This is a genomic window from Duodenibacillus massiliensis (assembly GCF_900128485.1).
In the GTDB taxonomy this organism is placed as follows: domain Bacteria; phylum Pseudomonadota; class Gammaproteobacteria; order Burkholderiales; family Burkholderiaceae_F; genus Duodenibacillus; species Duodenibacillus massiliensis.
The window spans coordinates 163,575-189,123 of the sequence record NZ_LT635859.1 but is presented as its reverse complement, the minus strand read 5'-3'; the positions used below and the strand labels follow the sequence as shown (position 1 = coordinate 189,123).

21 protein-coding genes and 2 tRNA genes are annotated in these 25,549 nt (G+C 58.6%); 16 read left to right on the top strand and 7 right to left on the bottom strand.

The genetic code is table 11. From position 1 onward, the window contains the following. The first annotated feature begins 1 nt into the window (after position 1). From hflX to BQ7486_RS03815, 7 genes are all read left to right on the top strand, one after another. On the top strand, positions 2–1,213 hold the full coding sequence (gene hflX / locus BQ7486_RS03845) for a GTPase HflX (protein WP_074009038.1): 1,212 nt from the start codon (positions 2–4) through the stop codon (positions 1,211–1,213). An 81-nt stretch (positions 1,214–1,294) separates the two neighbouring features. After that, positions 1,295–2,785, top strand: a complete 1,491-nt coding sequence (gene hflK, locus BQ7486_RS03840; RefSeq protein WP_074009037.1) for an FtsH protease activity modulator HflK — start codon at positions 1,295–1,297, stop codon at positions 2,783–2,785. Between the two features lie 18 nt (positions 2,786–2,803). Beyond that, the gene (gene hflC / locus BQ7486_RS03835; RefSeq protein ID WP_022373719.1) at positions 2,804–3,679 is read left to right on the top strand and encodes a protease modulator HflC; all 876 of its coding nucleotides are present in this window, start codon (positions 2,804–2,806) and stop codon (positions 3,677–3,679) included. Between the two features lie 27 nt (positions 3,680–3,706). After that, positions 3,707–3,898, top strand: coding sequence for a DUF2065 domain-containing protein (locus tag BQ7486_RS03830; protein ID WP_074009036.1), 192 nt, complete (start codon positions 3,707–3,709; stop codon positions 3,896–3,898). Between the two features lies 1 nt (position 3,899). Beyond that, entirely contained in the window at positions 3,900–5,081 is a 1,182-nt protein-coding gene (locus tag BQ7486_RS03825) for an ATP phosphoribosyltransferase regulatory subunit (RefSeq protein ID WP_074009035.1), read from the top strand. A 12-nt stretch (positions 5,082–5,093) separates the two neighbouring features. Then, positions 5,094–6,386, top strand: coding sequence for an adenylosuccinate synthase (locus BQ7486_RS03820; RefSeq protein WP_074009034.1), 1,293 nt, complete (start codon positions 5,094–5,096; stop codon positions 6,384–6,386). A gap of 105 nt (positions 6,387–6,491) precedes the next feature. Continuing rightward, the gene (locus BQ7486_RS03815; protein ID WP_022373715.1) at positions 6,492–7,016 is read left to right on the top strand and encodes a phosphoribosyltransferase; all 525 of its coding nucleotides are present in this window, start codon (positions 6,492–6,494) and stop codon (positions 7,014–7,016) included. Positions 7,017–7,078: 62 nt separating this feature from the next. Here the strand turns inward: BQ7486_RS03815 and BQ7486_RS03810 are convergent, their stop codons facing one another. Together BQ7486_RS03810 and BQ7486_RS03805 are read right to left on the bottom strand one after the other, a co-directional pair. Then, entirely contained in the window at positions 7,079–8,692 is a 1,614-nt protein-coding gene (locus tag BQ7486_RS03810; protein ID WP_074009033.1) for a vWA domain-containing protein, read from the bottom strand. Positions 8,693–8,941: 249 nt separating this feature from the next. Further along, a tRNA-Leu gene (locus tag BQ7486_RS03805) sits at positions 8,942–9,026 on the bottom strand. A 57-nt stretch (positions 9,027–9,083) separates the two neighbouring features. Between BQ7486_RS03805 and BQ7486_RS03800 the strand changes: the two genes are divergently transcribed. Both BQ7486_RS03800 and rlmB read left to right on the top strand, forming a co-directional pair. Further along, positions 9,084–11,591: a ribonuclease R family protein gene (locus BQ7486_RS03800; protein WP_074009032.1), complete on the top strand. Its 2,508-nt coding sequence runs from the start codon at positions 9,084–9,086 to the stop codon at positions 11,589–11,591. A 14-nt stretch (positions 11,592–11,605) separates the two neighbouring features. After that, positions 11,606–12,349, top strand: a complete 744-nt coding sequence (rlmB, locus tag BQ7486_RS03795; RefSeq protein WP_074009031.1) for a 23S rRNA (guanosine(2251)-2'-O)-methyltransferase RlmB — start codon at positions 11,606–11,608, stop codon at positions 12,347–12,349. 19 nt (positions 12,350–12,368) lie between these two features. Here the strand turns inward: rlmB and BQ7486_RS03790 are convergent, their stop codons facing one another. The 4 genes from BQ7486_RS03790 to BQ7486_RS03775 form a co-directional block, all read right to left on the bottom strand. Next, entirely contained in the window at positions 12,369–12,824 is a 456-nt protein-coding gene (locus BQ7486_RS03790; RefSeq protein WP_074009030.1) for an anti-CBASS protein Acb1 family protein, read from the bottom strand. 146 nt (positions 12,825–12,970) lie between these two features. After that, on the bottom strand, positions 12,971–14,059 hold the full coding sequence (locus tag BQ7486_RS03785; RefSeq protein ID WP_204206987.1) for a PBSX family phage terminase large subunit: 1,089 nt from the start codon (positions 14,057–14,059) through the stop codon (positions 12,971–12,973). A gap of 3 nt (positions 14,060–14,062) precedes the next feature. Then, entirely contained in the window at positions 14,063–14,215 is a 153-nt protein-coding gene (locus BQ7486_RS11890; protein ID WP_154666306.1) for a hypothetical protein, read from the bottom strand. Between the two features lie 79 nt (positions 14,216–14,294). Then, on the bottom strand, positions 14,295–14,531 hold the full coding sequence (locus tag BQ7486_RS03775; protein ID WP_074009028.1) for a terminase small subunit-like protein: 237 nt from the start codon (positions 14,529–14,531) through the stop codon (positions 14,295–14,297). A gap of 245 nt (positions 14,532–14,776) precedes the next feature. On the opposite strand from BQ7486_RS03775, the gene BQ7486_RS03770 reads away from it, so the two are divergent. Continuing rightward, positions 14,777–15,211: a hypothetical protein gene (locus BQ7486_RS03770; protein ID WP_074009027.1), complete on the top strand. Its 435-nt coding sequence runs from the start codon at positions 14,777–14,779 to the stop codon at positions 15,209–15,211. A gap of 603 nt (positions 15,212–15,814) precedes the next feature. Here the strand turns inward: BQ7486_RS03770 and BQ7486_RS03765 are convergent. Beyond that, positions 15,815–15,905: transfer RNA gene (locus BQ7486_RS03765), tRNA-Ser, on the bottom strand. Positions 15,906–16,421: 516 nt separating this feature from the next. Here BQ7486_RS03765 and BQ7486_RS12095 point away from each other — a divergent pair. The 6 genes from BQ7486_RS12095 (at position 16,422) to infB (ending at position 25,538) form a co-directional block, all read left to right on the top strand. Further along, entirely contained in the window at positions 16,422–17,267 is an 846-nt protein-coding gene (locus tag BQ7486_RS12095) for a hypothetical protein (protein ID WP_074009026.1), read from the top strand. A 331-nt stretch (positions 17,268–17,598) separates the two neighbouring features. Further along, complete coding sequence (scpB, locus tag BQ7486_RS03755) at positions 17,599–18,243, top strand: SMC-Scp complex subunit ScpB (protein WP_235836722.1); 645 nt, start codon at positions 17,599–17,601, stop codon at positions 18,241–18,243. After that, positions 18,236–20,026 (top strand): 23S rRNA pseudouridine(2605) synthase RluB, encoded by a 1,791-nt coding sequence (gene rluB, locus BQ7486_RS03750; protein WP_074009024.1) that lies wholly within the window; start codon positions 18,236–18,238, stop codon positions 20,024–20,026. The genes scpB and rluB overlap by 8 nt, the downstream gene beginning before the upstream one ends. A gap of 369 nt (positions 20,027–20,395) precedes the next feature. Next, positions 20,396–20,968 (top strand): ribosome maturation factor RimP, encoded by a 573-nt coding sequence (gene rimP / locus BQ7486_RS03745; protein ID WP_022373708.1) that lies wholly within the window; start codon positions 20,396–20,398, stop codon positions 20,966–20,968. After that, positions 20,968–22,452 carry a transcription termination factor NusA gene (gene nusA, locus BQ7486_RS03740; RefSeq protein WP_074009023.1) on the top strand — a complete coding sequence of 495 codons (1,485 nt, stop codon included), beginning with the start codon at positions 20,968–20,970 and terminating at the stop codon, positions 22,450–22,452. The genes rimP and nusA overlap by 1 nt, the downstream gene beginning before the upstream one ends. 125 nt (positions 22,453–22,577) lie before the next feature. Continuing rightward, positions 22,578–25,538, top strand: a complete 2,961-nt coding sequence (infB, locus tag BQ7486_RS03735) for a translation initiation factor IF-2 (RefSeq protein WP_074009022.1) — start codon at positions 22,578–22,580, stop codon at positions 25,536–25,538. The last annotated feature ends 11 nt before the right edge of the window (positions 25,539–25,549 follow it).

Sequence of the window (25,549 nt, the reverse complement as noted above, 5' to 3'; positions counted from 1 at the left end):
TTTGACCAAGTTTCGTTATGAAAGCGCGCGGGAGGCCGAACCTACCCGCGCGTTTCTTGTCACGGTCGCCATCGGCCGCACCGTCTGGGCTGATGCGGGCGATGAGCTCGCGGAACTCGTGCGCTCCGACGGTCTTGTCCCCGCAGGTTTTCTTGCCGCCCGCCGCGACAAACCCGATGCCGCAACGTTTTTAGGAAGCGGCAAAATCGAAGAGATCAAAAATCTCGCGCAGGCAGCAAAAGCCAGCATCGTCGTCTTTGATGCGGCGCTCTCGGCCGCCCAGGAGCGCAACATCGCGCAGGCCTGCGGCATAGCGGTGATGGACAGAACCGAACTCATTCTTGAAATTTTCCGCCGGCGCGCCAAAAGTAAGGAAGGGCGCCTGCAGGTGGAGCTGGCGCGCCTTGAGCACCTCGCCACGCGCCTTGTGCGCGGGTGGACGCACCTGGAGCGCCAGAGAGGCGGCCTCGGTAAGACCGGCGGCCCCGGTGAAAAGCAGATTGAGTTGGACAGGCGTCTGCTTTCCAACCGCGTGAAGCAACTCAGGGATCAGCTCAAAAAACTGCAGAAGCAGCGTGACACGCAGCGCAAATCCCGCAGCGAAGGCGAAACGATGACGGTGAGCCTTGTGGGCTACACCAATGCCGGAAAGTCCACGCTTTTTAACCGTTTGACGCGCGCGGAAACCTATGCGGCCGATCAGCTTTTTGCCACGCTTGATACAACGGCAAGACGCTGCTGGCTTGAGGGCGAAGACTGGATTGTCGCAAGCGACACCGTGGGCTTTATCCGGGGGCTTCCGCATCAGCTTGTGAACGCCTTTAAGTCAACGCTTGATGAGACGGTGCATGCTGATCTTCTCTTACACGTCGTTGATTCAAGCTCGGCCGTCAAAGACGAGCAGATTGCTTCGGTTAACGAAGTTTTACGTGAAATTGAGGCCGACACCGTCCCCGTCATCACAGTCTTTAATAAAATCGACCGTTCGGGGATGACGCCCGGGATTGTCAGGCGCGACGACGGCACGGTGAAGTCCGTGACGGTGAGCGCCTTAACGGGCGAGGGCATTGACGATCTGCGTCATGCCGTGGCAGAGTTTAAGCACGTCTGGGCCGAGGAAAACAAATCGTTGCCCCGGGAACCCGAAGACTGGGAGCGCGAGGCGGCGGAAATTTTGGACGGCAACGACAACCTTTCGGACCCGAAAAACTGATGTGCGGAAGCTGACGGCACCGGGGAGACGCGTTGTGCCGGCAGACCCGCTGATTGAATATAAACTCAGAGAGGAATTGATATGTCCCTTAATGACCCCCGCTGGGGCCGTACCGGCGACGATCAGACAAAACCGGAGCAGACCGGAGGCGAGACGCCCAAAAATGAGGCGGAAAACACGCAGCCCGCAGGAAGCGATGCGCCCCGGACCGGTGCGCCTCAGGCCGAGGCGCCGCGCGGGGATATGCCGCGCGCTGAAGAGCCGCGCGCCGACAATAACAGCCGCCCCCGGCAGCAGCAAAACGGCGCCGCGGACCTTGATCAGCTCTGGGATGACTTTAACCGTGCCTTGGGCGGCCTTTTGGGCGGTCGCGGGCAGGCTAACCGCGGCAGAAACCCGCAGGAAAAAAATTTTGATGACCGCGGGTTAAACGACTTCAGGCCCGATAACGGCGGGGACGAACCCCCGTCGAATAACCCGCCCTCAGGCCGCGGCAACCGTTCGCGTTTCCCGAAGGTGCCCGACGGCGTGGGTTTCGGTTTGGGCGGCATTGCCGTACTTGCCTGCGTTGCGGTCGTCGCGTGGGCCGCAAGCGGCTTTTACATCGTCCCTGAAGGGCAGGTGGGTGTCGTGACGACCTTCGGCAAGTACACCAAGGACGCCTCCGCCGGTTTTAACTGGCGCATGCCCTGGCCCATTCAGGAGGCCGAAATCGTGGACGTCTCAAGCGTCCGAAAGGCTGAGATCGGTATCCGCGGAACGACGAGCCGCTTACGGGAAGCGCTGATGCTTACCGACGATGAAAACATCGTCGACGTGCAGTTTAACGTGCAGTACCGTATCCGCCCGAATGCCGCCAAGGACTACCTCTTTAAGACCCGTGACCCTGATCAGTCCGTGGTGCATGCCGCCGAAAGCGCCATGCGCGAAGTCGTGGGCCGCAAGACCATGGATTCGGTCCTTTTTGAAAGCAAGCAGGAAATTGCCGAGAGCGTGAAAACGGGCATGCAGTCAATGCTTGACCGCTACAACACGGGTATCGAGGTGATGAGCGTCGCGATCCAGAACGCTCAGCCCCCGGAACAGGTGCAGGCTGCCTTTAACGATGCGGTCAAAGCCGGCCAGGACCGTGAGCGCCAGATCAACGAAGGTGAAGCCTACGCCAACGGCGTCATCCCGAAGGCCCGCGGTATGGCTTCGCGCCTCAACCAAGAAGCCGAAGGCTACAAGGCCCGCGTGACCGAGGCCGCCCGCGGTGACGCCGAGCGCTTCAAGAAGATTCTCGCGCAGTACGAAAAGGCGCCTGAGGTGACCCGTGACCGCCTCTACGTCGACATCATGAAGGAGCTCTACGCCAACTCCTCCAAGATCCTCGTTGACACCAAAACCAACAACAATCTGCTCTATCTGCCTTTGGATAAGCTCATGGAAAAGTCCGCGTCGGAAGCCAAGGTGACGGATACCGCGCCTCAGAGTACAACGACGCCCGCCGTGCAGGCACCCGCTGCAGTGCAGCAGCCGGTTGTCCGCGATATCGATCCGCGTGAAATGCTGCGTCTGCGCGGCCGCTGAGAGTAGGGAGAGAGAAAAGTGAAAAAACTGACAACACTCGTGGTGGCCGTTGCCGTGATCGCGGGCCTTGCGCGTCTGTGCCTTTATACCGTGGGCGAGCGTGAGTACGCACTTGTCTTCGGCCTCGGGGAACTTAAGCACATTCAGGCTGAACCGGGCCTGTACGTGAAGCTGCCTGCGCCCCTGCAGAACGTGGTTTACCTTGATAAGCGCATTTTGTCGCTTGACACGCCGCAGGCCGACCTCGTGCAGACAAGCGAAAAAAAGAACCTTCTCATCGACAGCTTCGTGAAGTGGCGTATTGGCGATCCGCGCCTTTACTGGGTGTCCTTTCAGGGCAGTGAACGCGCCGCCGAAGACCGTGTCTCCGCCCTTTTGCGCGACGTCTTAAACCAGACCGTGAACCGCCGTACCGTGAACGAAATCACCTCCCGCGGCCGCGAGCAGGCGATGCGTGACATCAGCACGGGCCTGCAGGCCCGCGTCAAGGACGTCGGTATCGAAATCGTTGACGTGCGCTTAAAGCGCGTGGACTTTACGCCGGAAATTTCCGAGTCCGTCTACCGCCGCATGGAAGCCGAACGTAAGCGTGTGGCCAGCGAAGAACGCTCCACGGGTGCCGCGGAAGCCGAAAAGATCCGGGCCGACGCCGACCGTCAGCGTGAAGTGATTCTTGCGCAGGCCTACCGTGACGCCCAGAAGATTAAGGGCGCGGGGGACGCCGAAGCCAACCGCATCTACGCCGAAGCCTTCGGCCGGGATCCGGAATTCGCGCGCTTTTACCGCAGTGTTGAAGCCTACCGTGAAGCTTTCGGCAAAAAGGGTGACGTGATGGTCACCGACACCAACGGTGAATTCTTCCGTTACTTCAAAAACGACAAAAACAATAAGTAACGGTACCGACCGTCCGTTGCCGACCCCATGAAAGTCATCGTTCTGGCGCTTGCGTTTGCCGCGGTCTTTGAAAGCCTTTTTCCGGTGATTGCTCCGCACTTATGGAAGCGGTCGCTAGCGGAACTTTCAAAGGCCGATGAGGCGTTTGTGCGGCGCGTTGCTCTGGTGATTCTTGCGGCGGCACTCACAGTCATCTGGACCGTGACGGAGATTACTTGAAATGGCTACCTGGCTTTTGCCCGACAACATGGCAGACATCCTGCCGCAGCAGATGCGTGTGCTCGAAAAAATGCGCAGGACGTGTCTGGATCTTTTCGCGTCTCACGGCTTTGAGCAGGTTGAGCCGCCGATGATTGAGTTTGTCTCGTCTCTTTTGACGGGAAGCGGCAGCGACCTTGACAACAACACCTTTAAGTTCATGGACCAGGCCAACGGCCGCATGGTGGGCTTAAGAGCCGACATCACGCCGCAGATTGCGCGCATTGACGCGCATATTCTGAACAGCACCGGGGTGAGCCGCCTCTGCTACGCCGCAACCTGCCTGCACGCCAGGCCTCTGCATCCGCTTGCGTCCCGCGAACCCTTTGTGGCCGGGGCCGAACTTTTCGGCTGCTCGGGCGAAGAAGCCGACCGCTACATGATCCGGCTTGCTGTGAAGACGCTGCGGCTTTTGGGGGTGGAAAAGGTCCACGTCGATATCGGTCACACCGCGATTGTCCGCGCGCTTTTAGCCGCTGACCGTGCGTTAAACGAAGAAGAACTGCATGCGATTTTACGCGCGCTCCGTATGAAGGATCCGACGGCTCTGGAAAGTGCGGCCGCAACTTTAAAGCCCGCGACGCACGCGGCGCTTTCTGCGCTTCTGACGCACTTCGGGGACGCTTCCGTCATTGATGAACTCGAGAAACTGCTGCCCGCCTCCGGGGCCGTGCAAAAGGCCCTGGCCGAAGCACGGGAACTCGGGAAAACGTGCGGCGCGGACGAAGTGAGTTTTGACTTCTGTGACGTGCACGGCTATCAGTACCTCACCGGCGCCACCTTCTCGGTGAACATACCGCAATATGCTCAGGCGGTTTTGAGAGGCGGGCGCTATGATGGAGTCGGTCTGGCGTTCGGCCGGCCGCGGCCGGCCTGCGGTTTTACCGTGTATCTGCGGGAGCTTTCCGCCGTTTTGAATGCCTCGGAAAAGGACATTCGGCCCGAAGCGGTGCTCGCGGATGCAACGGTTACGGACAAGGACTACCGGCGCGAGGTTGAAAAACTGCGCGCTTGCGGCAAAATTGTGATTTCGCTGTTGCCCGGGGAGAGCCCCTTGGCGGCGGCCGAACGTTTTACTTTAACGCACGAACTCGTGCGGGGTGAGGGCTCGGTTGAGCTCAGGGTCATCAAGCCCCGCCGTTAGGAGCAACTGAATATGTCAAAGAACGTCGTGGTGGTCGGCGCCCAGTGGGGTGACGAGGGTAAGGGTAAGATTGTCGACTGGCTTACCGAAAAGGTGGACGGCGTTGTTCGCTTTAACGGCGGCCATAACGCAGGCCATACGCTTGTCATCAACGGCAACAAGACCATTTTGCGTCTGATTCCCTCGGGCATCATGCATCCGACGTCTCAGTGCTACCTCGGTAACGGTGTTGTTCTGAGCCCGGAAGCTTTCTTCCGTGAAATCGATGAATTAAAGAGCCACGGCGTGGATGCCGAACCCCGCTTGCATGTCTCGGGTAACTGCCCGCTCATCATGCCGTACCATATTGCGCTCGATCACGCGCGTGAAGCGGCTCTTGGGGCTAAGAAAATCGGCACTACGGGCCGCGGCATCGGTCCGGCCTATGAAGACAAGGTCGCGCGCCGCAGCGTGCGTGTCGCTGACCTCTATCAGCCGGCCGTGTTTGCCGAGCGTGTTCGTTCGATTCTCGAACTGCACAACTTCGTTCTGAAAAATTACCTCAAGGCCGAAGCGCTTGATCCCCAGAAGGTGATCGATGACGCGCTTTCCTACGCCGACCGTCTCGCTCCGATGGTCAAAGACGTCTCCGCGGAACTGAACCGCGCCATGGACGCCGGTAAGCAGTTCCTCTTTGAGGGCGCCCAGGGTTCGATGCTTGACATCGATCACGGGACCTATCCCTTCGTAACGTCGTCCAATACGGTGGCGGGTTCGGCAAGCGCAGGTGCGGGCGTCGGTCCTCAGCGTCTCAACTACATTTTGGGCATCACCAAGGCCTACTGCACCCGTGTGGGCAGCGGCCCCTTCCCGACGGAACTTGAGGACGCCGTCGGAGAAGAACTCCGCAAGAAGGGCAACGAATTCGGTGCCGTGACGGGGCGTCCGCGCCGCTGCGGCTGGTTTGACGGTGCCGCACTGCGCCGCGCCGTGCAGATTAACGGTCTCACGGGGCTTGCCGTCATGAAGCTTGACGTCTTTGACGGTATGGAGAAGGTAAAGCTTGCCGTGGGTTACAAGGTTGACGGCCAGGAAGTTGATCTCATGCCTTACGGCGCTGACGCTGCCGCCCGCTGCGAACCGGTTTACGAAGAATTCCCGGGCTGGAAGGAAAGCACGTTCGGCGTGACGCGCTGGGAGGATCTCCCTGAATCGGCCCGCCGGTATCTGAAGCGCCTCTCCGAAGTCGCCGGCTGCCCGATTGCCCTTGTTTCCACGGGCCCCGACAGAAGCCAGACGATTCTCTTGGATAACCCGTTCGCGTAACTCAGCTAAAATACTAAGTTACGACTCGCACAGGCGGTTCTGATTTTGGTCGAACCGCCTGTTTTTCAATAGCGGGCCGCCTGTTTTCTTTTGACTGCACGCACTATGCAACACGATCATATTGACTGGAACCAATACCGCGATCTCTGCGAACGTCTTGTCGCCCGTGTGGGCGCAAGCGGCTGGGAGTTTGACTCGCTTCTGTGTCTGGCCCGCGGCGGCATGCGCCCCGGCGACATCTTCAGCCGCGTCTACAGTAAGCCCCTGGCGATCATGACGACGAGTTCCTACCGTGAAGCCGCAGGTACCGTGCAGGGGGATCTCGATATCGCCAAGTACATCACGGGCGTGTCGGAGTTAAAGGGAAAGCTTCTTTTGGTCGACGACCTCTGTGACTCGGGCGCCACGATTAAAAAGGTGGTGGAACACTTAAAGCGCAACTACCCGCAGATCACCGAAATCCGTGTGGCCGTCATTTGGGTGAAGGCCTGCTCGGTGTTTCATCCGGACTACTCGGTCGTTCAGTACACCGACAGCCCCTGGATTCATCAGCCCTTTGAGTGCTACGACGACATCGGCATTGAAAAGCACCTCGCCAACTGCCGCGCCAAGTTCGGCGACGCGCTCTGACCGGTTGCTCGGTTGAAAAAAAGCCCTGTTCGAGATCGTCGGCAGGGCTTTTTGCTGTTTGTCTACTGCGTGAGTTCCCGCGAGAAGTCGGTGTTTTTAATAAGCGCAATGAGTGTGTCGGCAATCGCGGCATCCTCTTCAACCACAAGGGCGTTGATCCCTTCGGGTTCGGTGTCGCTCGCAATTGCTAAGACCGCCAATTCAATGCCGTGCCCGGTGAGCGTTTTCTCGTGAGGGATGAAGAAATCCTCAGGGAAGTCGCCGTCGGTGATGATAAGAAGGAGTTTTCTCTCGCTCTCCACGGCGTCCATCTGGTCGCGGGCCCAGTCAATCGCTTCAGCAATCGGCGTTGCGCCCCAGGAGGAAAGCGGTGCAAAGCGCCGGATAAAGTCTTCGGCAGTGACGGCTGCGTCAGCCGTCAACGGCAGAATGTCCGTTTTGTTGGGGCCGGGAAAGGCTGCGGCAGTGACGGTGATGCCGTTCACCTTTTTTGCGGACCGGTAAATGAGGGCGACGGCCGCTTTGGCCGAGGAGAGTCGCTCCACACCCATGGAACCGGAGCGGTCCAAAAGCATCATGAGGTGTCCCGAGGGCTTTTTTACGGGCGTTCCCCGTTTGGCAAAAAGCCGGGGTTCTTTTAAAAGGATGTCAACGGGCGCGTCCTCGGTGAGGTCGTCACCGTCCGAAGCGGCGTCCGTGTCATCGTTTTCCGCGGGCCCGGCAAAAAGCGCTTCAAACGCGTCTCTGAGCTTTTCAATTTCTTCAAATTTTCCGTAAAAGCTTTCCGTGAAAAGCTTCTTTTCCTCGGGGGTATCCACGTCCGGTTCAACGGCGTCGGGGTCTGCCACGCGGTAAAGCGCCTCCTGCACATGCGGCAGACTGCCGCGCGCGGGCTCCTCAGAGGCTGCGCCTTCCAGACAGTGCGTGTGGCCGCTTCCGGTGTGCTGTGCAGTAAGCAGTGTTTTGGTAAACCGCGCCTTGGCGGGGTTTTGTGCGGCACCTTCCTGAGTTGCCTGCGGGGCCGCAGTGAGTTCAGCGCGCACCGTCTTTTCAATGCTCTCGGCAAGCGCCATGACGGCGGCGGTGTCGGCAAGATTTCCTGCGTCCTGCGCCTCATTGAGAACGCGGTCAAGAAGCGCGGACGGCAGGTGCTTTGCGACTTCCGCCCTCAGAAGGTCTTTGAACTTCACGGCCCAGTCCATCTTTTCCCGGGCCATGAGTTCGGCATGAAGCCACGTGCAGAAAAGTGCTGCGGGCGGCAGGTCCTTGTAGGAAGCGGCCGCCAGACGCCCGTTTTCCTCAAGTTTTTCCGCGAGACAATTGCGCCAGACGCCGTAGAGGCGGTTAAGCCGCATGCCGTAGGTGTCGATGCGGACGTCTTCCAGGACGTTGATAAGCCCGGCGGTGAGTTCCGTTTTCTCTTTGGCGGCAAAAGCGCTCATATCCGTCTGCGTGACGTGCATCATCTCGTGGATGCCGTGGCCGAGCGCAAAGGTTTCAAAGCTTTCATCATCGGGATCGAGGTTTCCGAGCCAGACGGTTTTACCGTCGGTCTTAGGGCTTTCCGAAAAAGAAAACGTGACGTCGTAGCGCCCGAGTATGCTCTTTAAAGCCTCAACAACGCCTGCGCGGCGCTCCTCGGGCGTTGCATCGGGATCACGGAAAATCTGCGGCATATAAGCCAATCCTGAGCCGGGCTCTGTCAGGGGGCTTCAGGGTGACATACGTACCCGCGGCCCCGGGTTAATGAAACAGACACGCAGAGCGATGTGTGTTAACCTGCGCTACGTGTGAGAAAGGTCGGGGTTGACGGAATCGGCTGAGGGCTTTAAAAACCGGCAGCCGCGCTTTTGGGTCGATACAAACGCCGGATACGAAAAAACCCTTGTTGCCAAGGGTTCATTCGGAACAGGATTTTTGAGATTTGGTGCCCAAGACTGGACTCGAACCAGCATGCCTCACGGCGCTGCGACCTGAACACAGTGCGTCTACCAATTTCGCCACTTGGGCAAAAATCCTGAGACGCGTATTATGCCGAAGATTTTCCGATTGTCAAATTAAAAACGAATGGCTCAGACAAAAACGAAAAAGAAAACGCCGCTGGCGGCCGGGCTCGAAATCATCAAACCCCGCAAGCAACGCGGCAGCAGCGATGAGGCTCTGATTGTCTCGCGTATCTGCTTTGTGCTCTGGCAGGCAAAAGACGGGGTGACTCTGGCGGACATGAGCCGCACGACCGGGTTTGAGGCCGAGTCGCTTAAGACATTTGCAACTGAAAAAGACGGTCTCTGGTACATGGACATGCCCTTTGTGGGCTACGACCGGGAAAAGAATCAGTTTTTCCGCAAAGAAGGCTGGCGCTGGTTTACCGCAACGGTGAGCAACGTTTCTGACCACGTGCTCATTGAAAATGACCGAGGTGAGCGAGTGGACTGCGAGACGCTCCTTGACGTTTGCGAGAACATGCTGCCGGGCGACAGGGTACTTGCCTGTGAGGCTGACGGACGCACGGATACCGTTTGGATTGCCGCCCTTCTTGAGCAGCCCGCAAGACGTTATATCTGCCCCCTGGACTATCTGGACCTCAGGAAAAAAGCCTTGAAGTCCCTGAGACCGGTGAGCCGTTTTTTCACCATGGCTTCCATCGATCTGGACAAACCCTGGCAGGTGCCGGGCGGCAGGGACGTAAAAATCCAGGTTGAAACCGATCCGCGACCGCTGGGTTTTACCGGCACACCCACCGGACACGTGGTGAAGGTGATTGAAGACGCGGACACGTCTTCGGGTGAGCTTGAGGTGGCGCTTGCCAAATACGATCTGCCGCACATTTTTTCTGAGGCGGTCGTTAAGGAAGCCGAGGCTCTGCCCTCAGACCCCGGTGCCGAAGAGGCCGATGAGCGCATCGATCTGCGCGACATCGGCTTTATGACGATTGACGGCGAAGACTCCCGAGACTTTGACGATGCGGTGTGGTGTACGCCGGAGAAATCGGGCTGGCGCCTTTTGGTCGCAATTGCCGACGTCAGTCACTATGTCACTGAAGGTTCGGCCCTTAATAAAGAAGCCTTAAACCGCGCCACGAGTGTCTACTTTCCGAGCTGCGTCATACCGATGCTCCCCGAGAAGTTAAGTAACGGGTTGTGTTCCTTAAATCCCGGCGTAGACCGCGCGGTTTTGGTCTGCGACATGATGGTGGGTACGGACGGTCTGGTGTCGGCTTATCAGTTTTATCCGGCACTCATTCACTCGCACGCAAGGCTTACCTACACCGCCGTGTGGGCGGCACTGCAGGGAAAAAGTGACGATCTCATCGGCCGCGGCGGAAGCCTTGAAGATATTAAGGCGCTTTACGACCTTTATAAGGCCTTTCGTGCCGCGCGCGTCAGACGCGGTGCAATTGACTTTGAGACGACGGAAACGCAGTTTGATCTCGACGAAAAGGGCCTCATTAAAGCCATTCACCGTAGAGACCATAACGACGCGCACCGCCTCATTGAAGAGTGCATGCTCGCGGCCAACGTCTGTGCCGCGGACTTTATCGGCCGCAAAAAGGCGATGTCCTTATTCCGGATTCATGAGCCGCCGGCCGCCGATAAGCTTGCGGCATTACGTGCGACGCTTTCCTCGATGCATCTGAGGCTCGGGGGCGGCGATAAACCCGGGGCGGCTGACTTTGAAAAGGTGCTTGCAAGCCTTAAGGAGAGCCCGGTGAGCGACGTCGTGCAGGCCGCCATGCTGCGCTCCATGCAGCGCGCGGTCTACAGTCCCGACAACTGCGGACACTACGGTCTCAATTACCCTGCCTACACGCACTTTACGTCGCCCATTCGCCGCTATCCGGACCTTCTCGTGCACCGCACGATCCGTGCGCTTTTGTCGCGCCGCAAGTATTCGCCCGTCTTTGAAGGGGATTTCACGCGGCTCATGGACGGCTTTAACGGCCGCAAACTCACGCGGGAAAACGCAGAGCGCGCCCAAAACCGTGAGACACCGGTTGCTGCGCGCCAGGTAAAGCAGCTTGAAGCCTGGCGTGAGTTGGGGCTCATCTGCTCTGCGGCCGAGCGCCGTGCCGATGATGCTTCGCGCGAAGTTGTCAGCTGGCTTAAATGCCGCTACATTTCGCAGTTTTGCGGAAAGTCCTTTGAAGGGACCGTCACGGGCGTTATTGCCGCAGGGCTTTATGTGACGCTTGATGATCCTTACGTCGAAGGCTTCGTGCACGTCTCAAAGATCGGCCCCGACTACTACGAGTTTGATGCCTCGGAAAACACCATGACCGGGCGCAGCGGGCGCGAGAAGTTTTATATCGGTAAACGCGTGAAGGCCACGGTCGAAAGCGCAGACACCGAAACACTGCGCGTGGACTTTACGATCTATACCGGGGAAAGAGAGGGCTTTGGTTCGCGCGGATTCGGGCGCCGTCGGTTTGACGACTGGGATTTCGACGACGATGACGACGACGGAGACGACTGGTCAAGCTTTCGGGAAGACTTCGACTTTGACGAGGACTTTCCCAAGCCCCGTAAAAAACGCAAGAAAAAGAATAAGAACAAAAACAAAACCGTAGCTAAATAAAGCGAGAAAAAATCATGAGTAAGCAGGTCGTTCTGGCAGGTTTTCATGCCGTTAATGCCCGGGTGAGATTAAAGCCCGAGAGTGTGAAGGTGGTTTATGTGGACGCGCAGCGCCGCGACAAGCGCATGCATGAGTGCTGCGCGCGGCTCAATAAGTCCGGCATCAAGGTTGTACAGGCCGATGCCAGAAGGCTCGACGGCCTTGCGCCCGATCTGCCGCATCAGGGTGTGGTGGCTCTCGCGGACGAAATCGTCAATACGCTCACCTTTGATGAGCTGCTTGACAGCATCACCGATAAGACACTGCTTCTGATTCTTGACGGCGTCACCGATCCCCGTAACTTCGGCGCCTGCCTGCGTGTCGCGGACGCCGCGGGTGTGCAGGCGGTTGTGGCGCCCAAGGACCGCTCGGCCTCTTTTTCGCCGGCAGCGGCCAAAGCTGCCGCAGGCGCCTGGGAAACAGTGCCCGTTGTAAGCGTCACCAACCTTGCCGCAAGCATTGTGGAACTTCGGGAAGCGGGCGTACTGGTGGTGGGAACGGCCGGAGAAGCGGAAAAGTCGATTTATGACTTTGACCAGAAGCGCGCCTTTGCCTGGGTGCTCGGCGCCGAAGGCGAGGGGCTCCGACAGCTCACCCGCAAGAGGTGCGATGAGCTTGCGAAAATCCCGATGCTGGGGACCGTGGAAAGTCTCAACGTCTCGGTGGCAAGCGGCATCTGCCTGTTTGAGACCGTGCGGCAGAGAACGCAGGCAAAATAACGCCTGAGCGTTGCCGGGCTTACGGGCCGTCCCTTCGGGGGCGGCTTTGCTTCGTAGCGGTCAAAGACCCGCAGGCCGAGGAGGGCTTCGCCCGTGTTGAGCGGCTCGTCGGGTCCGGCGCGGCCGTCCCCATCAGAATGATCGACCCACCGTAAAGGCGCGCGAGCTTAACCGCTTGCTCAAGCGCACCCCACACCTGCAGACGCCGAAACGCCTTCTCAAGAAGTTCGGTCGTGTCGGCATCGATGTCCCACTCAACGCCCGCCGAGACCATGTCGGCGGCGTAGAGGTCACAGACCTTGCGGGCGATCCAGTTCGTCCGGTAGAGCTTTTCGAGCTGATCCTGCGAGAGCGGCTGGCGCGACTCCATTGTGGAGCCGGGCGCCCCGGGCAGGGACGTCATGAAGCTCGCCGCGTTGTCGCGCTTGGCGGTCACGTGACCGAGAAATCGGTTTAAAACATCTTTCGCTCCCATACTGAGCTAGCTCCTGTTAACAACGGCTCAACGCCGTAGCGCAGGCTGTCCATACTGTGGCTGAAATCGTGCTCGGGCTTGTCGGTTGGACGTCCGTCCTTGTCCTTGGCCCAAGCGTAGTTCTGAATCTCGTGCGCCACGTTCACTCAGTCCGGATGCACCACGATGTGCACGCCTTGGAGCCACTGAATGCCGTAGCGGACGCTGTCTTGTTCCTTCGTGGCCGGCACCGCGTTGATGCCGGCAGACCTCAGCTCCTCGATGCTTTTCGGTTCTGCGCTGTTGCAGGTGACCTTCTCGCGTCTGAGGCCGAAGCCTTTGATCCGGGCGGCAAGCGCTTGATTCGTGAGCCCGCGCTCGTAAATCTCCCAGGCCAAAAAAACGGTCTTTGGGGCCGGATCGTAGAAGCCGCCCACAAACGCAGTCGGGTCGGTGAAGCCGAAGTCCACGCCGTAAAAGGCTTTAAGGTCGCGCCGGCTCTTCATGGCCTCGCGGTCAAAGCTCACGATCTTCGCATCCGGATAGATCAAGCCCTCCGCGATATCCCATTCGCCCAGACCTTCGATCCGGTAGCGTCTAGGGAAGTTGACCCGGAGGTCCTCAAAAAGCGCCCAGTCCTTGTCGTCTAAAAACTCATTGCAGAGGTACGTGGTCGTGAGCGCCGTCACCTCGGGGTTCGGCTTGTCAAAAAAGCGGCGTTTTCCCCACCACGTCTCGCTCCAAGGGTTGAGCGTCAGGACGATCTCTTTCCACAGACCCGCCGGCACTTGGACGCGGATGCTGAGATCGAGCTTATTAAATTCGGCTTCGCTCTCAAGCTGAGAGGCTTCTTCGCACCACACCCAGCAGAGCACGCCTTGGGCCACCGTGACGGACGTCACCTTCTGGCCGTCGTCGAGGCCCCGGAAAAGGATCTTCTGCCCGGTGCTGATCCGGACGATCTCAAGCGGGCTCGCAGTCGCGCGCCAGTCGCTGTCAAAGCCGAGTCGGTGAATGGCCCACTCAAGGTCAGCAAAGCACGAGTCGCGGAGAGATCGGGCGTAGCGCCGGATCACAAGGGCATTCGCCTCCGGGTGGCTCATGAGGTTGACGATCAACCTCAGGGCGGTTGTCTTCGATTTCTTCGAGCCGCGCGAGCCTTTGCATACCAGGTAGCGCCTCCGGCTGTTCCAGAAGTCCCGATAACCCTTGCCGACGACCTCGCTTAAAACGTTTTTTCGTCCGGCTGCTGCCATGCTTCACTCTTTGAGGTCGTTGACGATGGTCACTGTCTGAGGCTGTATCACCGTCGAATTGACGTCGATCTTCTGCTTCTCTGAGAAGCGTTGCGGGTTGAGGTTCGCGGCACTGCGGGCGTCTTTTCTCATGGCGACGTTCAGACCTTCGACCACGCCTTTAGGGATTTCGATGCCCGACTTGACTGCGGCCTCCACAATGTCGATGAGACGGGTGGCGCTCTGACGCCGTCTCTCATCGTAGACGTCCGCACCTCGCGCGCGCCCGCGCTGTCTTGTCGAAAAACTCGGGATGCTCGTCCTGCCATCCCCAGACCGTGCTTCGATGGGGCATTCCCCTCATCTTGCTGATCTGGTTGATCGACTTGCCTTCGGCAAGCAGCTCGCAGAGCTTGTCTGCGAGCTCTTTCGTGTACTTGGTGGGCCGTCCGGTCTTACGCTTTGCGGCCGGTTTCTTCTTTGCGGTTGCCATTGCGTAGCCCAATAAAAAAGGCCAGATAAACCGACCTACATTTTACATTATTTGCTTTGCTTTTTAAGCCCTTTATGTATAATACTATCTCATAAAGGAGGTGAGATATGTGGATCTGAAAGTAAAAGGCATAACGGCCGAAGCTGATTTAAATCTCGTGTTTATCAGGCTCAAGATCAGAATCAAGCTAAAGCCAAAGCCAAAGCGGGAGGCATCCACAAACCTCACTGTCCAAGGAGAAGTATATGTATTACGGCATCAAAGTTGTCAAGTCCCCTGATCGGGATGTTTTCGTTGTCACCTGCCGCGATCTTCCTGAATGCACTTACGAGGATCCGACACTGGAAGGAGCTGTCACGGCGGCCGCTCAGTGCGTCCCGGGAGTGATGGAGCTTCTGTACCGTCAGAAGCGCCGCGCCATCCCGCTGCCTAGCCCGCTTCAGGACGGGGAGACGCCGGTTTACATCCCGGCTCGCGTGCAGGCGAAAATTCTGTTCTGGAACTACATGGTCGAAAACCGTTACCGGGTCGCAGACATCGCCCGCATGAACAACATCACACAGACTCAGGCTCAGCGGTATGTTGATCTGTCCAAAGACAAGGCCAGCATAGAGGCGATAGAAGAGGCCATGAGCAAGCTCGGGTTCCGATTGTCGCTGACGCTTGAAAAGGAGCCGTGACCAACAAAAAAGCCCGCTTCCTTGGTGGATCGGGCTTTTCTTTTGCTGTTTCTTTCAGGTATGCCAAAGGTGCCTTTTGGGCACCTTTTACTCGCTCAACTGATCACACAGCTTCAAATTTTGCAACCGCATTACCCACCGCGGGTGTGTGTGGATTTTTGTGTCTAGCGCGGGTTTGCGGTTGAGCTTGTTGGCTCGCTAACAGGGGTATTTAACCCTAGCCTGCGGTCGATGCGCTTGCCGTCAATCGTCACCTGGGCGACGTAATACTGCCTGCCCTTGGACGTCTTTATGCAAAGGTTCGGAATGGTTGATTTCATTGTGTCTCCGGACGGTTTCCCACAAAAAGAGCGCTCCTGACGCTGTTTCCCACGCGTTTTGGTTTCCCACACTTTTTTGACTTTTGGGGAAAGTGTGGGAAAAGTTTCCCCAAACGCGTGGGGAATACTGGGATTCGAGGTCTATTTTATGGGAGATTATGAGACACGATGACACACGACGAAACAGATCGGGAAATCGTTGGAAGGTGCGCCGGTGTTGGAAAAGGCGCGGAAGGCGCATAAAACAAAGGCCCGCGAGTCGCGAGCCTTAGCGTGCTGTGCATGGCGGAAGGGGAGGGATTCGAACCCTCGATACGGTATAACCGTATACCGGATTTCGAGTCCGGCGCATTCGACCACTCTGCCACCCTTCCGCACAGTGGTTGTCCCAAAGAGGACAGAGCGCGCATGATAGCAAAAGAGCGGCGAAAAGAGAAACGCCGTTTTCGGAGGGGGTGGTCTTTGCGCAGGGAGACCGATGCAGGAGGCAAGAGTCCGGTTGTTTCAGAACCAGGATTCGGCGGGAAGGAGGGATTCGAACCCACGATACCATCAGTTACCTGTTTGGAATTCGGAGGCAGCCCTCTCGAGCAAAAGCCCGGTTACGCTGCCGGTGTAAGTCGGATGACTAATACTCAATTGATAAAAGAAGGGAAAATAAAGAAATCAAACCATCTTCAGCGTGAGTGCTGAGAACACCTGCAGCGCCCCATTGTAGCGGCGCAAAGTGCCGCGGGAGCGGAGACAGCGCTTTTTAGCTTTTGCTTTGGTGTTGCCCTTTAGTCACGCCGTTGATTGAAAAAGGAAATTCTGTCCCTTTTCTTTGTATGTTTTTTGCTTTTCAGTGTTAATGTTGAAAGCGTTACAACAATTTCCCGTGGGGATGGGCTATGTCGATCCAGATTTCGGACAAAAGTTTTGAAGGTTTTAAGCAGGCATACGCGACGTTGAGCGCGGCCGTGACGAAGTTCCAGGCACAGGCCGAAGGTGCCGGCGGTAAGGTCGGCACAATCCTTACGCAGGAAATCTACGACACGGCCCGTCAGATGCTCGAAGCCGGTGCGGTGCTTGCACAGGAAGCAACGGCCAAGGTCGCTGACGTCGTTGCGGAAGTAACCGGCGCGAAAAAGCCCGCCGCGAAGAAAGCCGCAAAGCCGGCAGCTGCCGCCAAAAAGCCCGCAGCCAAGGAAGCTGCCCCGGCGAAGAAAGCTCCGGTGAAAAAGGCTGCCGCGAAATCTGCTCCCAAGAAAGAAGAAGCCGAAAAGCCCGCTGCGAAAAAGGCTGTGAAGGCCCCGGCAAAGAAGGCTGCAGTAAAGCCCGCAGCTAAGGCCGCCGCAAAGAAGGCCCCCGCCAAGACCCCGGCCAAAAAAGCCGCTGCCAAGCCCGCCGCGAAGACTGTGAAGGCGGCAGCGGCAAAGGCCGCGAAAAAGCCCGCGACAAAGCCTGCTGCCAAACCGGCCGCCAAGAAGGCAGAGGTGAAGAAAGCGCCTGCTGCAAAACCCGCCGCCAAGAAAGCGGCTCCTGCAAAGAAGCCCGCAGCCAAAACGGCGTTAAAGGCTCCTGCCAAAAAGGCTGAGACCGCCAAGAAGCCGGCCGTAAAGGCTCCCGCCAAGAAAGCAGAGGCTAAGCCCGCCGCAAAACCCGCAGCCAAGGCCCCCGCCAAGAAGGCTTCCGTGAAAGCCGCTAAGCCTGCTGCCAAAAAGCCCGCAGCCAAGAAGGCCGCTGCGAAAAAGTAACTCCGTGTTCTCCTTGAGTTAACACGAAAAGCCGGAGAAAGACGCGCCTTTTTCTCCGGTTTCTTTTTGGCAGGCCGCATGCTGCCGCGCTGTTTGGCGTAACGCCGCCTTTGCTCTACAATCTGTCCGCCTGCGTTGAAAGAAACGTCGGGCCGGCCGGGCGGCAGAGTCTGCTCCCGTCATGCACAGCTTTGCGTCCCCGCTGTGGGGAAAACCGCACTGTGCTTGCGGCATGAGGCCGAAATCCGGCGGAACCCTTGAGATTTTTCCGCACACTTTCCTTTTTTGTGAGCAAACACTGCGCCCGGCGCAGTCTCAACCGTTTGTTTTCGTGAATCCGGCAAATAATCCCGGGCTTGTGATCGAAGCTGCGCTTCTGACGAGCCCCAGGCCGCTCAGCACGGCTGAGCTCGCCCGCTTGTTTGAAAACCGCTATACGCAGGACAGAATCCTGACGGAGGTGGGTAAGCTTGCCCTTTTCTGGCAGGACAGGGGCTTGCGCCTTCTTGAAACGGCGGAGGGCTGGCGTTTTCAGAGTGCACCGGAGGTCGGCGAGTATCTCGTCAGGCTTTCTGAAGAAAAGGCGCCGAAGTACACGCGTGCGGTGATGGAAACGCTTGCGATCATTGCCTACCGGCAGCCTGCCACGCGCGGTGATATTGAAGAAATCCGCGGTGTGACCGTGAACCCCAATTCTTTGAGACAGCTCGAAGAGCGCGGCTGGATTGAAGTGATTGGCCACAGAGAGTCGCCGGGGCGTCCGGCACTTTTTGCCACAACCGCACAGTTTTTAAATGATCTCGGCTTAAAAAGCCTTGATCAGTTGCCGCCCTTACAGGGCGAAGAACCCAAAGTCGAAGAATTTGAACTGGACTTTTCGGACAAGAATAAAAAGGCGGACGAACAAAAGACGCCTGAACTGCCGCTTGCCGAAGAGAAACCGCTTTTAGCCGACGAAGGTAAAAAAGATGCCTGAATCTAAAAAGTCAGTCGAAGTTTCTGAAGCCGCATCCGCGGCTGTTACGCCCGAAGCGGACGAAGCCTCCGCAAAACCCGTGAGGCGCCGCCGTACGGCCGTGAAAAAAGCCGGGGTGCCCGAAGCGGCCCCTGAAAACGCGCCCAAAAAGCGCACGGTCCGAAAGTCCGTGAAAAAGACGGCGGAAACGAAGGCGGCTGAAGCGGATAAGGACGCCCCGGAAGCTGTGCCGGCAGAGGCGGAAACGGCAGAGGTTAAGCCCGCCGCCAAAAAGCGCACGGTGCGCCGTAAGAAGACAGAGACCGCAGCGGCGGAGACTGCCGGGGGAGCACCGGCTGATGCCGCGCCTTCTGAGGCTGCCGCCGAAGCGGTTGCGGCTGAGGAAGTTAAGCCCGTTGCCCGCAAGCTCCGAAAGGCTGCGTCAACCGGCACCCGTAAGCCCCGCACAAAGGCGGCGGTGACGGAGACGGAGAAAACTGTTGCGGTTGCTGACGTGCCCTCTGAAGAGGAAGTCTCCCCGGCGGCCGCAGCGCCCCAGGCGGTTTCTGAGGACGATCCTCAGGCTGAACTTCCGGCTGAGGCCCTTCAAATGCCGGCCGCTTCTGACGAAGAGACGCTTACCCGCGGCATGATGGCCGACAATGTCTTTGACCCCCGCGTTTTTAAGCGCGGTAAGGCAGCGGCAAAAAAAGCGCTCATTGCGCAGAGTGAAAAACTGCAGAAGGTTCTCGCCGACTGCGGTCTCGGAAGCCGCCGCGACATGGAGCAGTTAATTCTTGAGGGCCGGATTTCTGTGAACGGCGAACCCGCCCATCTCGGACAGCGTGTGCTTCCCGCCGACATCGTGCGCGTGAACGGCCGTATTGTGAAAAAGGCCGAAAGCGCAGGCGGCGGCAAGCGCGTGCCGCGAGTGCTTGTCTACCATAAGCCCACCGGTCAGATTGTCAGTATGGACGATCCCCAGGGACGTCCCACGGTGTTTGACAACCTTCCCAAGATCAGCCACGGCCGCTGGATTGCGGTGGGGCGTCTGGACTTTAATACCGAGGGGCTGCTGCTTTTTACCAACAGCGGTGATCTTGCCAACCGACTGATGCATCCGCGCTACGCGATTGAACGCGAATACGCGGTGCGCACCGCGGGAACACTCACTGAAGAAGGCCGTGAGGCGCTTTTGTCGGGCGTGGAGCTCGAAGACGGGCCCGCGGCATTTTCTGAGTTGACCGACAAGGGCGGCGAAGGGCTCAACCACTGGTACCTTGTGCGCATCAATGAAGGCCGCAACCGTGAAGTGCGCCGCATGTTTGAAGCGGTGGGATTGACGGTGAGCCGCTTGATCCGCGTGCGTTACGGCGCAGTGCAGTTGCCGAAGGACCTTGCCAAGGGCGCTACGCGAGAACTTGCGGGCGACTGGGTGAAGGCCTGGGTAAGCGACCTTGAGGCGCAGGGCGCAACGGCCAATCCCAAGCAGGGCGCCAAGCCCTTTCATAAGGGAAATAAACCCAAGGGCGGCAAACCCCTTAATAACGGGGGCTTTAAAAAGAAACCCTTCGGCGGCAAACCCCGCAATAAGGGAAAAAGCTGGCAGCCCGATTCGATGACCAGTACCGTGGACTATATAGCGAGCGGCCGTCTCGACGGTGCGCAGAACGTTTATTCCCGCGGCTTTGCGGGGCGCCCCTCGGCCTACGGCGATCAGCCGCAGTCGCAGTACAAAAACCGCGGCGGCAACCGCTCCGGCCAGCATCAGGGCGGAAGGCGCAATTTCCGTAACCGCGGTTAACCGGAAAGCGTTGGCTGAAAAACACGGAAAAACAGCGCTTCGCTGTTGAAAAAACAACAAAAATCCGTATAATGCGCCCCGCACGGAGACGTCGGGGCGCATTTTTCATGCGGCCGCGGCGGTCTTCACAAAGCGCCGCTCGGTTTTCAGAAGCTGAGCGGTCCGGCACGTGGCCCCGTTAAGGGGACGCGCGGCGGCGCAAAGAGGCGTTTCCCGGTGAAACGGTTTTTGCGGGCTTTACTCACTCAGGTCTGACGGCAGGCAGTTTTGTCGTGAGGCCCCTTTCTTCGGGAAAGGAACAGGGATGGGCAGTGTGCCCATTTTTTTTTTGGTTTTTTCGGGGAATCCCCCCGCACAAGATTCGCATCAATGCCTAAGAGCACAGCGCAAATCACTGAACTGATCGAGAGCACGGTCACGGGCCTCGGCTACGAGTTTGTCGACTTCGAGCGACTCGCCAGGGGGCTTGTGCGCATCACGATCGACACGGACCGCGAAGGCGGTATTTCCGTGGACGACTGTGAAGCCGTGAGCGACCAGATCACGCATCTTTTTACCGTTGAGGGCGTCGACTACGAGCGCCTGGAAGTAAGCAGCCCCGGCGTGGAGCGCCCCTTAAAGCGCGCCCGTGACTGGAAGCGTTTTGTGGGGTCGCCCGCGCACGTGGAACTTTACGAGCCCATGCACGCCGAAGGCTTTCCTGAAGCCGGCCGCCGCAAACTTGACGGAAAGATCCTTGCCGTTGAGGGCGAGGGCAGTGAAGCCCGCGTGCGCTTCAGCTTTGAGGAACTTCATATCGCCCGTACGCCCTCGCAGGCTGTGCGGGATAAGAAAAAGGCCGCGAAGACGCCTGCAGCGGCGCCTGTGGTTGTGGAATTTGACCTGGTTGACGTGGACCGCGCCAATCTGATTGCTGAGCTCGATTTTAGAGGGAAAAAATAATGAGCCGAGATATGCTCGAGATGGTCGATGTACTGGCCAACGAAAAGAATGTTGAAAAGTCTGCCGTGTTCGGCGTGCTTGAAACGGCTCTGGCAAGCGCCGTGAAAAAGGCGCAGTTCCCGGGTGAAGACGCCGATGTGGTGGTGAGCGTTGACCGCGGCACCGGTGACTGGACCGCCAAGCGCCGCTGGGTTGTGGTGAGCGGCGACGAAGGCCTGCAGCAGCCCGACCGCGAGGAGATGCTCTCCGACGTGATCGACGACTATCCTGAGATCAAGGTGGGCGACTACATCGAAAAGCCGATTGAAAACATCAACAGCTCCGGCCGCCGCTTTGCCCAGGACGCCAAGCAGGTCATTCTGCAGCGTTTGAGGGACGCCGAACGCGAACAGATCCTCAAGGAATTCCTCGCCCGCGACGAGCAGATCATCAACGGCCAGATCAAGCGCGTGATGAAGGACGGCGCCATTGTTGAAATCGGCCGCCTTGAAGCGCTTCTGCCCCGCAGCGAAATGATTCCGCGCGAAAACCTCCGTAACGGTGACCGCGTGCGTGCCTTTGTGCTCAAGGTCGAAGAAAACACCAAGGGCCGTCAGGTGATTCTGTCGCGTGCCTGCCCGCAGTTTTTGAACAAACTCTTTGAGCTTGAAGTGCCGGAAATCGAAGAAGGCGTCGTGGAAATCAAGTCTTCTTCCCGTGATCCCGGCATGCGCGCCAAGATCGCGGTGATGAGTCGCGACAAGCGTATTGACCCGGTAGGTACCTGCATCGGTATTCACGGTTCGCGCGTCACCGCCGTCACCAACGAGCTCGCCGGCGAACACATCGACGTTGTGCGCTGGGACGAAAACCCCGTGCAGTACATTGTGGAAGCCTTAAAGCCCGCGAAAGTGAGTAAGGTTTTGGCCGACGAAGACGCCAACAGCATGGATGTGACGGTCGACGAAGACAACCTCGCCGTTGCGATCGGTAAGGGCGGTCAGAACGTGCGTCTGGCGAGCGAACTCACCGGCTGGCAGATCAACATCATGACGGCAGAAGAAGCCGACAAGAAGCGTGAAGACGAAATGCAGGCTGCGACCGGGGAATTCGTGAGCGAACTCGGTATTTCCGAAGACACGGCCCGCGCGCTCTTTGAGGACGGCATCTACAGCCTCGAGGAACTTGCCTACGTGCCTGAACAGGAAATCGCGGGCCTCGGGCTCTTTAGCGATGAAGAGCTCCCCGAAGTGCGCGAAAAGGCCCGTACGGTGCTTCTGGCCCGCGCCTTAAAGCGTGAGGAGAACCTCCGTCAGGCCGACCCCTCGCTCTTTGCGCTTGAAGGCATGGACAATGACCTTGCAAGTAAGCTCGTGGGCGCGGGTGTGAAGACCGCCGATGAGCTCGGTGATCTGGATACCGAAGAACTCGTCGAAAAGACGGGGCTTGATGAAGAAGCCGCCAGCAAACTCATCATGGCGGCACGTGCTTCCTGGGCCGAGTGAGTCCGGGACAAGTTCGATTAACGATAAGGAAAACGGCCGTGAGCCGCCCGGTGAGTCAATCGGGCGGCAGGCACCGGAAACAACCGCGGTTGCGGTGCGGTCAGCGGCAGGAGTAAGAAAAGAATATGGCAAACAATACGGTTATCGATCTTGCCCGGGAAATGAAGATCCCCGCTCAGACGCTGCTCGCACAGCTCAAAGCCGCGGGCATTGAAAAGACGGGCGAGACCGACGAATTAAGCGAAGCCGACAAGCGCCGGCTTTTGGACAGCCTCAGAAGCGAACGCGTGCCCGACCGTCCCAGCAAGATCACTGTGAAGCGCCGCGAAACCTCCACCATCCGTCAGAAGGACGGCCAGGGCGGAGCGCACACGATTGAAGTGGAAGTGCGCCGCCGCCGCGTCTTCGTGAAGTCGCCCCGTCAGGACGATGAGCGAGCCCGCGCCATTGCCGCTGCGCGCGCGGAAACCGAAGCCGCCGCACGCCGCGCTCTGGAAGAAAAGCAGGCGCAGGCAGCGCAGGCCGAAAACGACGCCGCAAAGGCCGCGGAAGCCGTGAAGGCCGCGGAAGCGGAAAAAGCCGCCAAGGCCGCTCAAGAAGCCAAGGCTCAGCAGGCTCAGAAGGCTGCTGCTGAAAAAGCCGCCAGGGAAGCTGCCGAGCAGGCTGCCGCCGAAAAGGCCGCCGCCGAAGAAAAGGCCCGCGAAGCCGCGGCTGCCGAGCGCGCTGCCGAAGAGGCCGCACGCCGCAAGGCTCGTGAAGAGGCTGCCGCCAAGGCCGCCCGTGAAAAGGCGGAGCGGGAAAAGGCCGAGCGCGAAAAGCTCGATCAGGAATTAAAGCGCCGTGCACAGGCTGCCGCTCAGCGCGTGGCCCCGAAGGCCGCGGAAAAAGAAGAAACTGCGGTTTCGGCTGAAGAACGGGCCCGTCGTGACGCGGCCCGCAAAAAGGCCTTGGAAGAAGCCGCGGCAATCCGCGAGATGCTTTCTAAGCCCAAGACCGTTTTAAAGGCAAAGGCCGACCGCGGCGATAAGAACGACCGCAAGGATGCGGAAAAAACGGCCGCTGTCGCCAAGCCGGCTGAAGCGAAGAAAAAGACCGAAGCCAAGCCCGCAAAGGCGGCTTCCGGTGACCGCAACGACGAGCCCAAAAAGGGCGGCAAGGGCCGCAAGGGCGAACGCAACAACGACCGCGGCTGGAATGACGAAGGTCAGAAGCGCCGCACGATCAAGACCCGCGGCGGCGATGACTCGGGAGATGACAACTGGAGAGGCCGCAGCCGCAAGCAGCACCATCACGAGCAAAGCGTGCAGCAGATGCCCGCGGAACCCGTGGTGCGTGAGGTGAGCGTGCCTGAGACGATTTCCGTTGCCGATCTCGCGCACAAGATGAGCGTTAAGGCCACCGAAGTCATCAAGGTTCTGATGAAGATGGGCCAGATGGTCACCATCAATCAGATGCTTGATCAGGATACGGCCATGATTCTCGTTGAAGAAATGGGCCACAAGGCGATTGCCGCCAAGGCCGACGATCCGGAAGCGCTCTTGGGTGAAATCGAAGAGGGTGCCGAGCAGTACCCCGCCGTGCCCCGTCCCCCGGTCGTCACGATCATGGGTCACGTTGACCACGGTAAGACGTCGCTTTTGGACTACATCCGCCGTGCCAAGGTTGCCGCGGGTGAAGCGGGCGGCATCACGCAGCACATCGGTGCGTATCATGTGAAAACGCCGCGCGGCATCGTCACGTTCTTGGATACCCCGGGGCATGAAGCCTTTACCGCCATGCGTGCCCGCGGTGCGCAGGCAACCGATATCGTGATTCTGGTGGTCGCAGCCGACGACGGCGTGATGCCCCAGACCAAGGAAGCCATTGCGCATGCCCGCGCTGCCGGCGTTCCGATGGTCGTTGCGATCAACAAGATCGATAAACCCGAAGCCAACGTTGAGCGCGTTACAAACGAACTCGTTCAGAACGAAGTGATTCCTGAAAGTTTCGGCGGCGACGTGCCGTTCTGCCCGGTGTCCGCCAAGACCGGTAAGGGCGTGGATGAACTCCTTGAAAACGTTCTGCTGCAGGCAGAAATGCTTGAATTGAAAGCCCCGGATCAGGGTAACGCCAAGGGTATCGTCATTGAAAGCCGACTGGATAAGGGCCGCGGCCCCGTCGCTTCCGTTCTCGTTCAGTCCGGCCTTTTAAAGAAGGGCGACATTGTTCTGGCGGGCCAGGCCTTCGGCCGCGTGCGCGCCATGGTGAACGAACTCGGCAAGCAGGTGCAGAGCGCCGGTCCCTCGATTCCTGTGGAAATTCAGGGTCTCTCCGACGTCCCGGCCGCAGGCGACGAACTCATTGTGGTTCCGGACGAACGCAAGGCCCGCGAAGTCGCGCTCTTCCGTCAGGGCAAGTACCGTGACGTGAAGCTTGCGCGTCAGCAGGCCGCAAAACTTGAAAACCTCTTCTCCGGCGAAAATAACGGGGAAGTAAAGACGCTGTCTCTGATCATCAAGGCCGACGTTCAGGGTTCTCAGGAAGCCTTGGTGCACGCTTTGACGAAGCTTTCCACCGACGAAGTGCGCGTTCAGGTTGTCCACAGTGCCGTGGGCGGTATTTCCGAAACCGACGTCAACCTTGCTGCAGCCTCCAAAGCCGTCATCATCGGCTTTAACGTGCGCGCTGATGCTGCGGCCCGTAAGCTCGCGGAGCAGGACGGCATTGACATGCGCTACTACAACATCATCTACGACGCCGTCGATGATGTGAAGGCGGCCATGAGCGGCATGCTCTCGCCGGAAAAGCGCGAGACGGTGATCGGTATGCTCGAAATCCGTCAGACGATCCGCGTTCCGAAGGTGGGCCTTATTGCCGGCTGCCGCGTCATGGAAGGCGTGGTGCGCAGAAACGCGTCCGCGCGCCTCTTGCGCGACAACGTCGTCATCTGGACCGGGGAGCTTGCGTCTCTGAAACACTTCAAGGACGATGTGCGCGAAGTGCAGGCCGGCAACGAATGCGGTCTGTCGCTTAAGGGCTACGACGACATCAAGGTGGGCGACCAGCTTGAAATCTTCGAAGTCACCGAAGTCGCCCGTACGCTCTGAGGTGGATACTG

Coding starts and splice junctions, on each gene's coding strand:
- hflK (WP_074009037.1), top strand. CDS start 1,295: ATGTCCCTTAATGACCCCCGCTGGGGCCGTACCGGCGACGATCAGACA.
- BQ7486_RS03830 (WP_074009036.1), top strand. CDS start 3,707: ATGAAAGTCATCGTTCTGGCGCTTGCGTTTGCCGCGGTCTTTGAAAGC.
- BQ7486_RS03825 (WP_074009035.1), top strand. CDS start 3,900: ATGGCTACCTGGCTTTTGCCCGACAACATGGCAGACATCCTGCCGCAG.
- BQ7486_RS03820 (WP_074009034.1), top strand. CDS start 5,094: ATGTCAAAGAACGTCGTGGTGGTCGGCGCCCAGTGGGGTGACGAGGGT.
- BQ7486_RS03815 (WP_022373715.1), top strand. CDS start 6,492: ATGCAACACGATCATATTGACTGGAACCAATACCGCGATCTCTGCGAA.
- BQ7486_RS03810 (WP_074009033.1), bottom strand. CDS start 8,692: ATGCCGCAGATTTTCCGTGATCCCGATGCAACGCCCGAGGAGCGCCGC.
- BQ7486_RS03800 (WP_074009032.1), top strand. CDS start 9,084: ATGGCTCAGACAAAAACGAAAAAGAAAACGCCGCTGGCGGCCGGGCTC.
- rlmB (WP_074009031.1), top strand. CDS start 11,606: ATGAGTAAGCAGGTCGTTCTGGCAGGTTTTCATGCCGTTAATGCCCGG.
- BQ7486_RS03790 (WP_074009030.1), bottom strand. CDS start 12,824: ATGGGAGCGAAAGATGTTTTAAACCGATTTCTCGGTCACGTGACCGCC.
- BQ7486_RS03785 (WP_204206987.1), bottom strand. CDS start 14,059: ATGGCAGCAGCCGGACGAAAAAACGTTTTAAGCGAGGTCGTCGGCAAG.
- BQ7486_RS03775 (WP_074009028.1), bottom strand. CDS start 14,531: ATGGCAACCGCAAAGAAGAAACCGGCCGCAAAGCGTAAGACCGGACGG.
- BQ7486_RS03770 (WP_074009027.1), top strand. CDS start 14,777: ATGTATTACGGCATCAAAGTTGTCAAGTCCCCTGATCGGGATGTTTTC.
- BQ7486_RS12095 (WP_074009026.1), top strand. CDS start 16,422: ATGTCGATCCAGATTTCGGACAAAAGTTTTGAAGGTTTTAAGCAGGCA.
- rluB (WP_074009024.1), top strand. CDS start 18,236: ATGCCTGAATCTAAAAAGTCAGTCGAAGTTTCTGAAGCCGCATCCGCG.
- rimP (WP_022373708.1), top strand. CDS start 20,396: ATGCCTAAGAGCACAGCGCAAATCACTGAACTGATCGAGAGCACGGTC.
- nusA (WP_074009023.1), top strand. CDS start 20,968: ATGAGCCGAGATATGCTCGAGATGGTCGATGTACTGGCCAACGAAAAG.
- infB (WP_074009022.1), top strand. CDS start 22,578: ATGGCAAACAATACGGTTATCGATCTTGCCCGGGAAATGAAGATCCCC.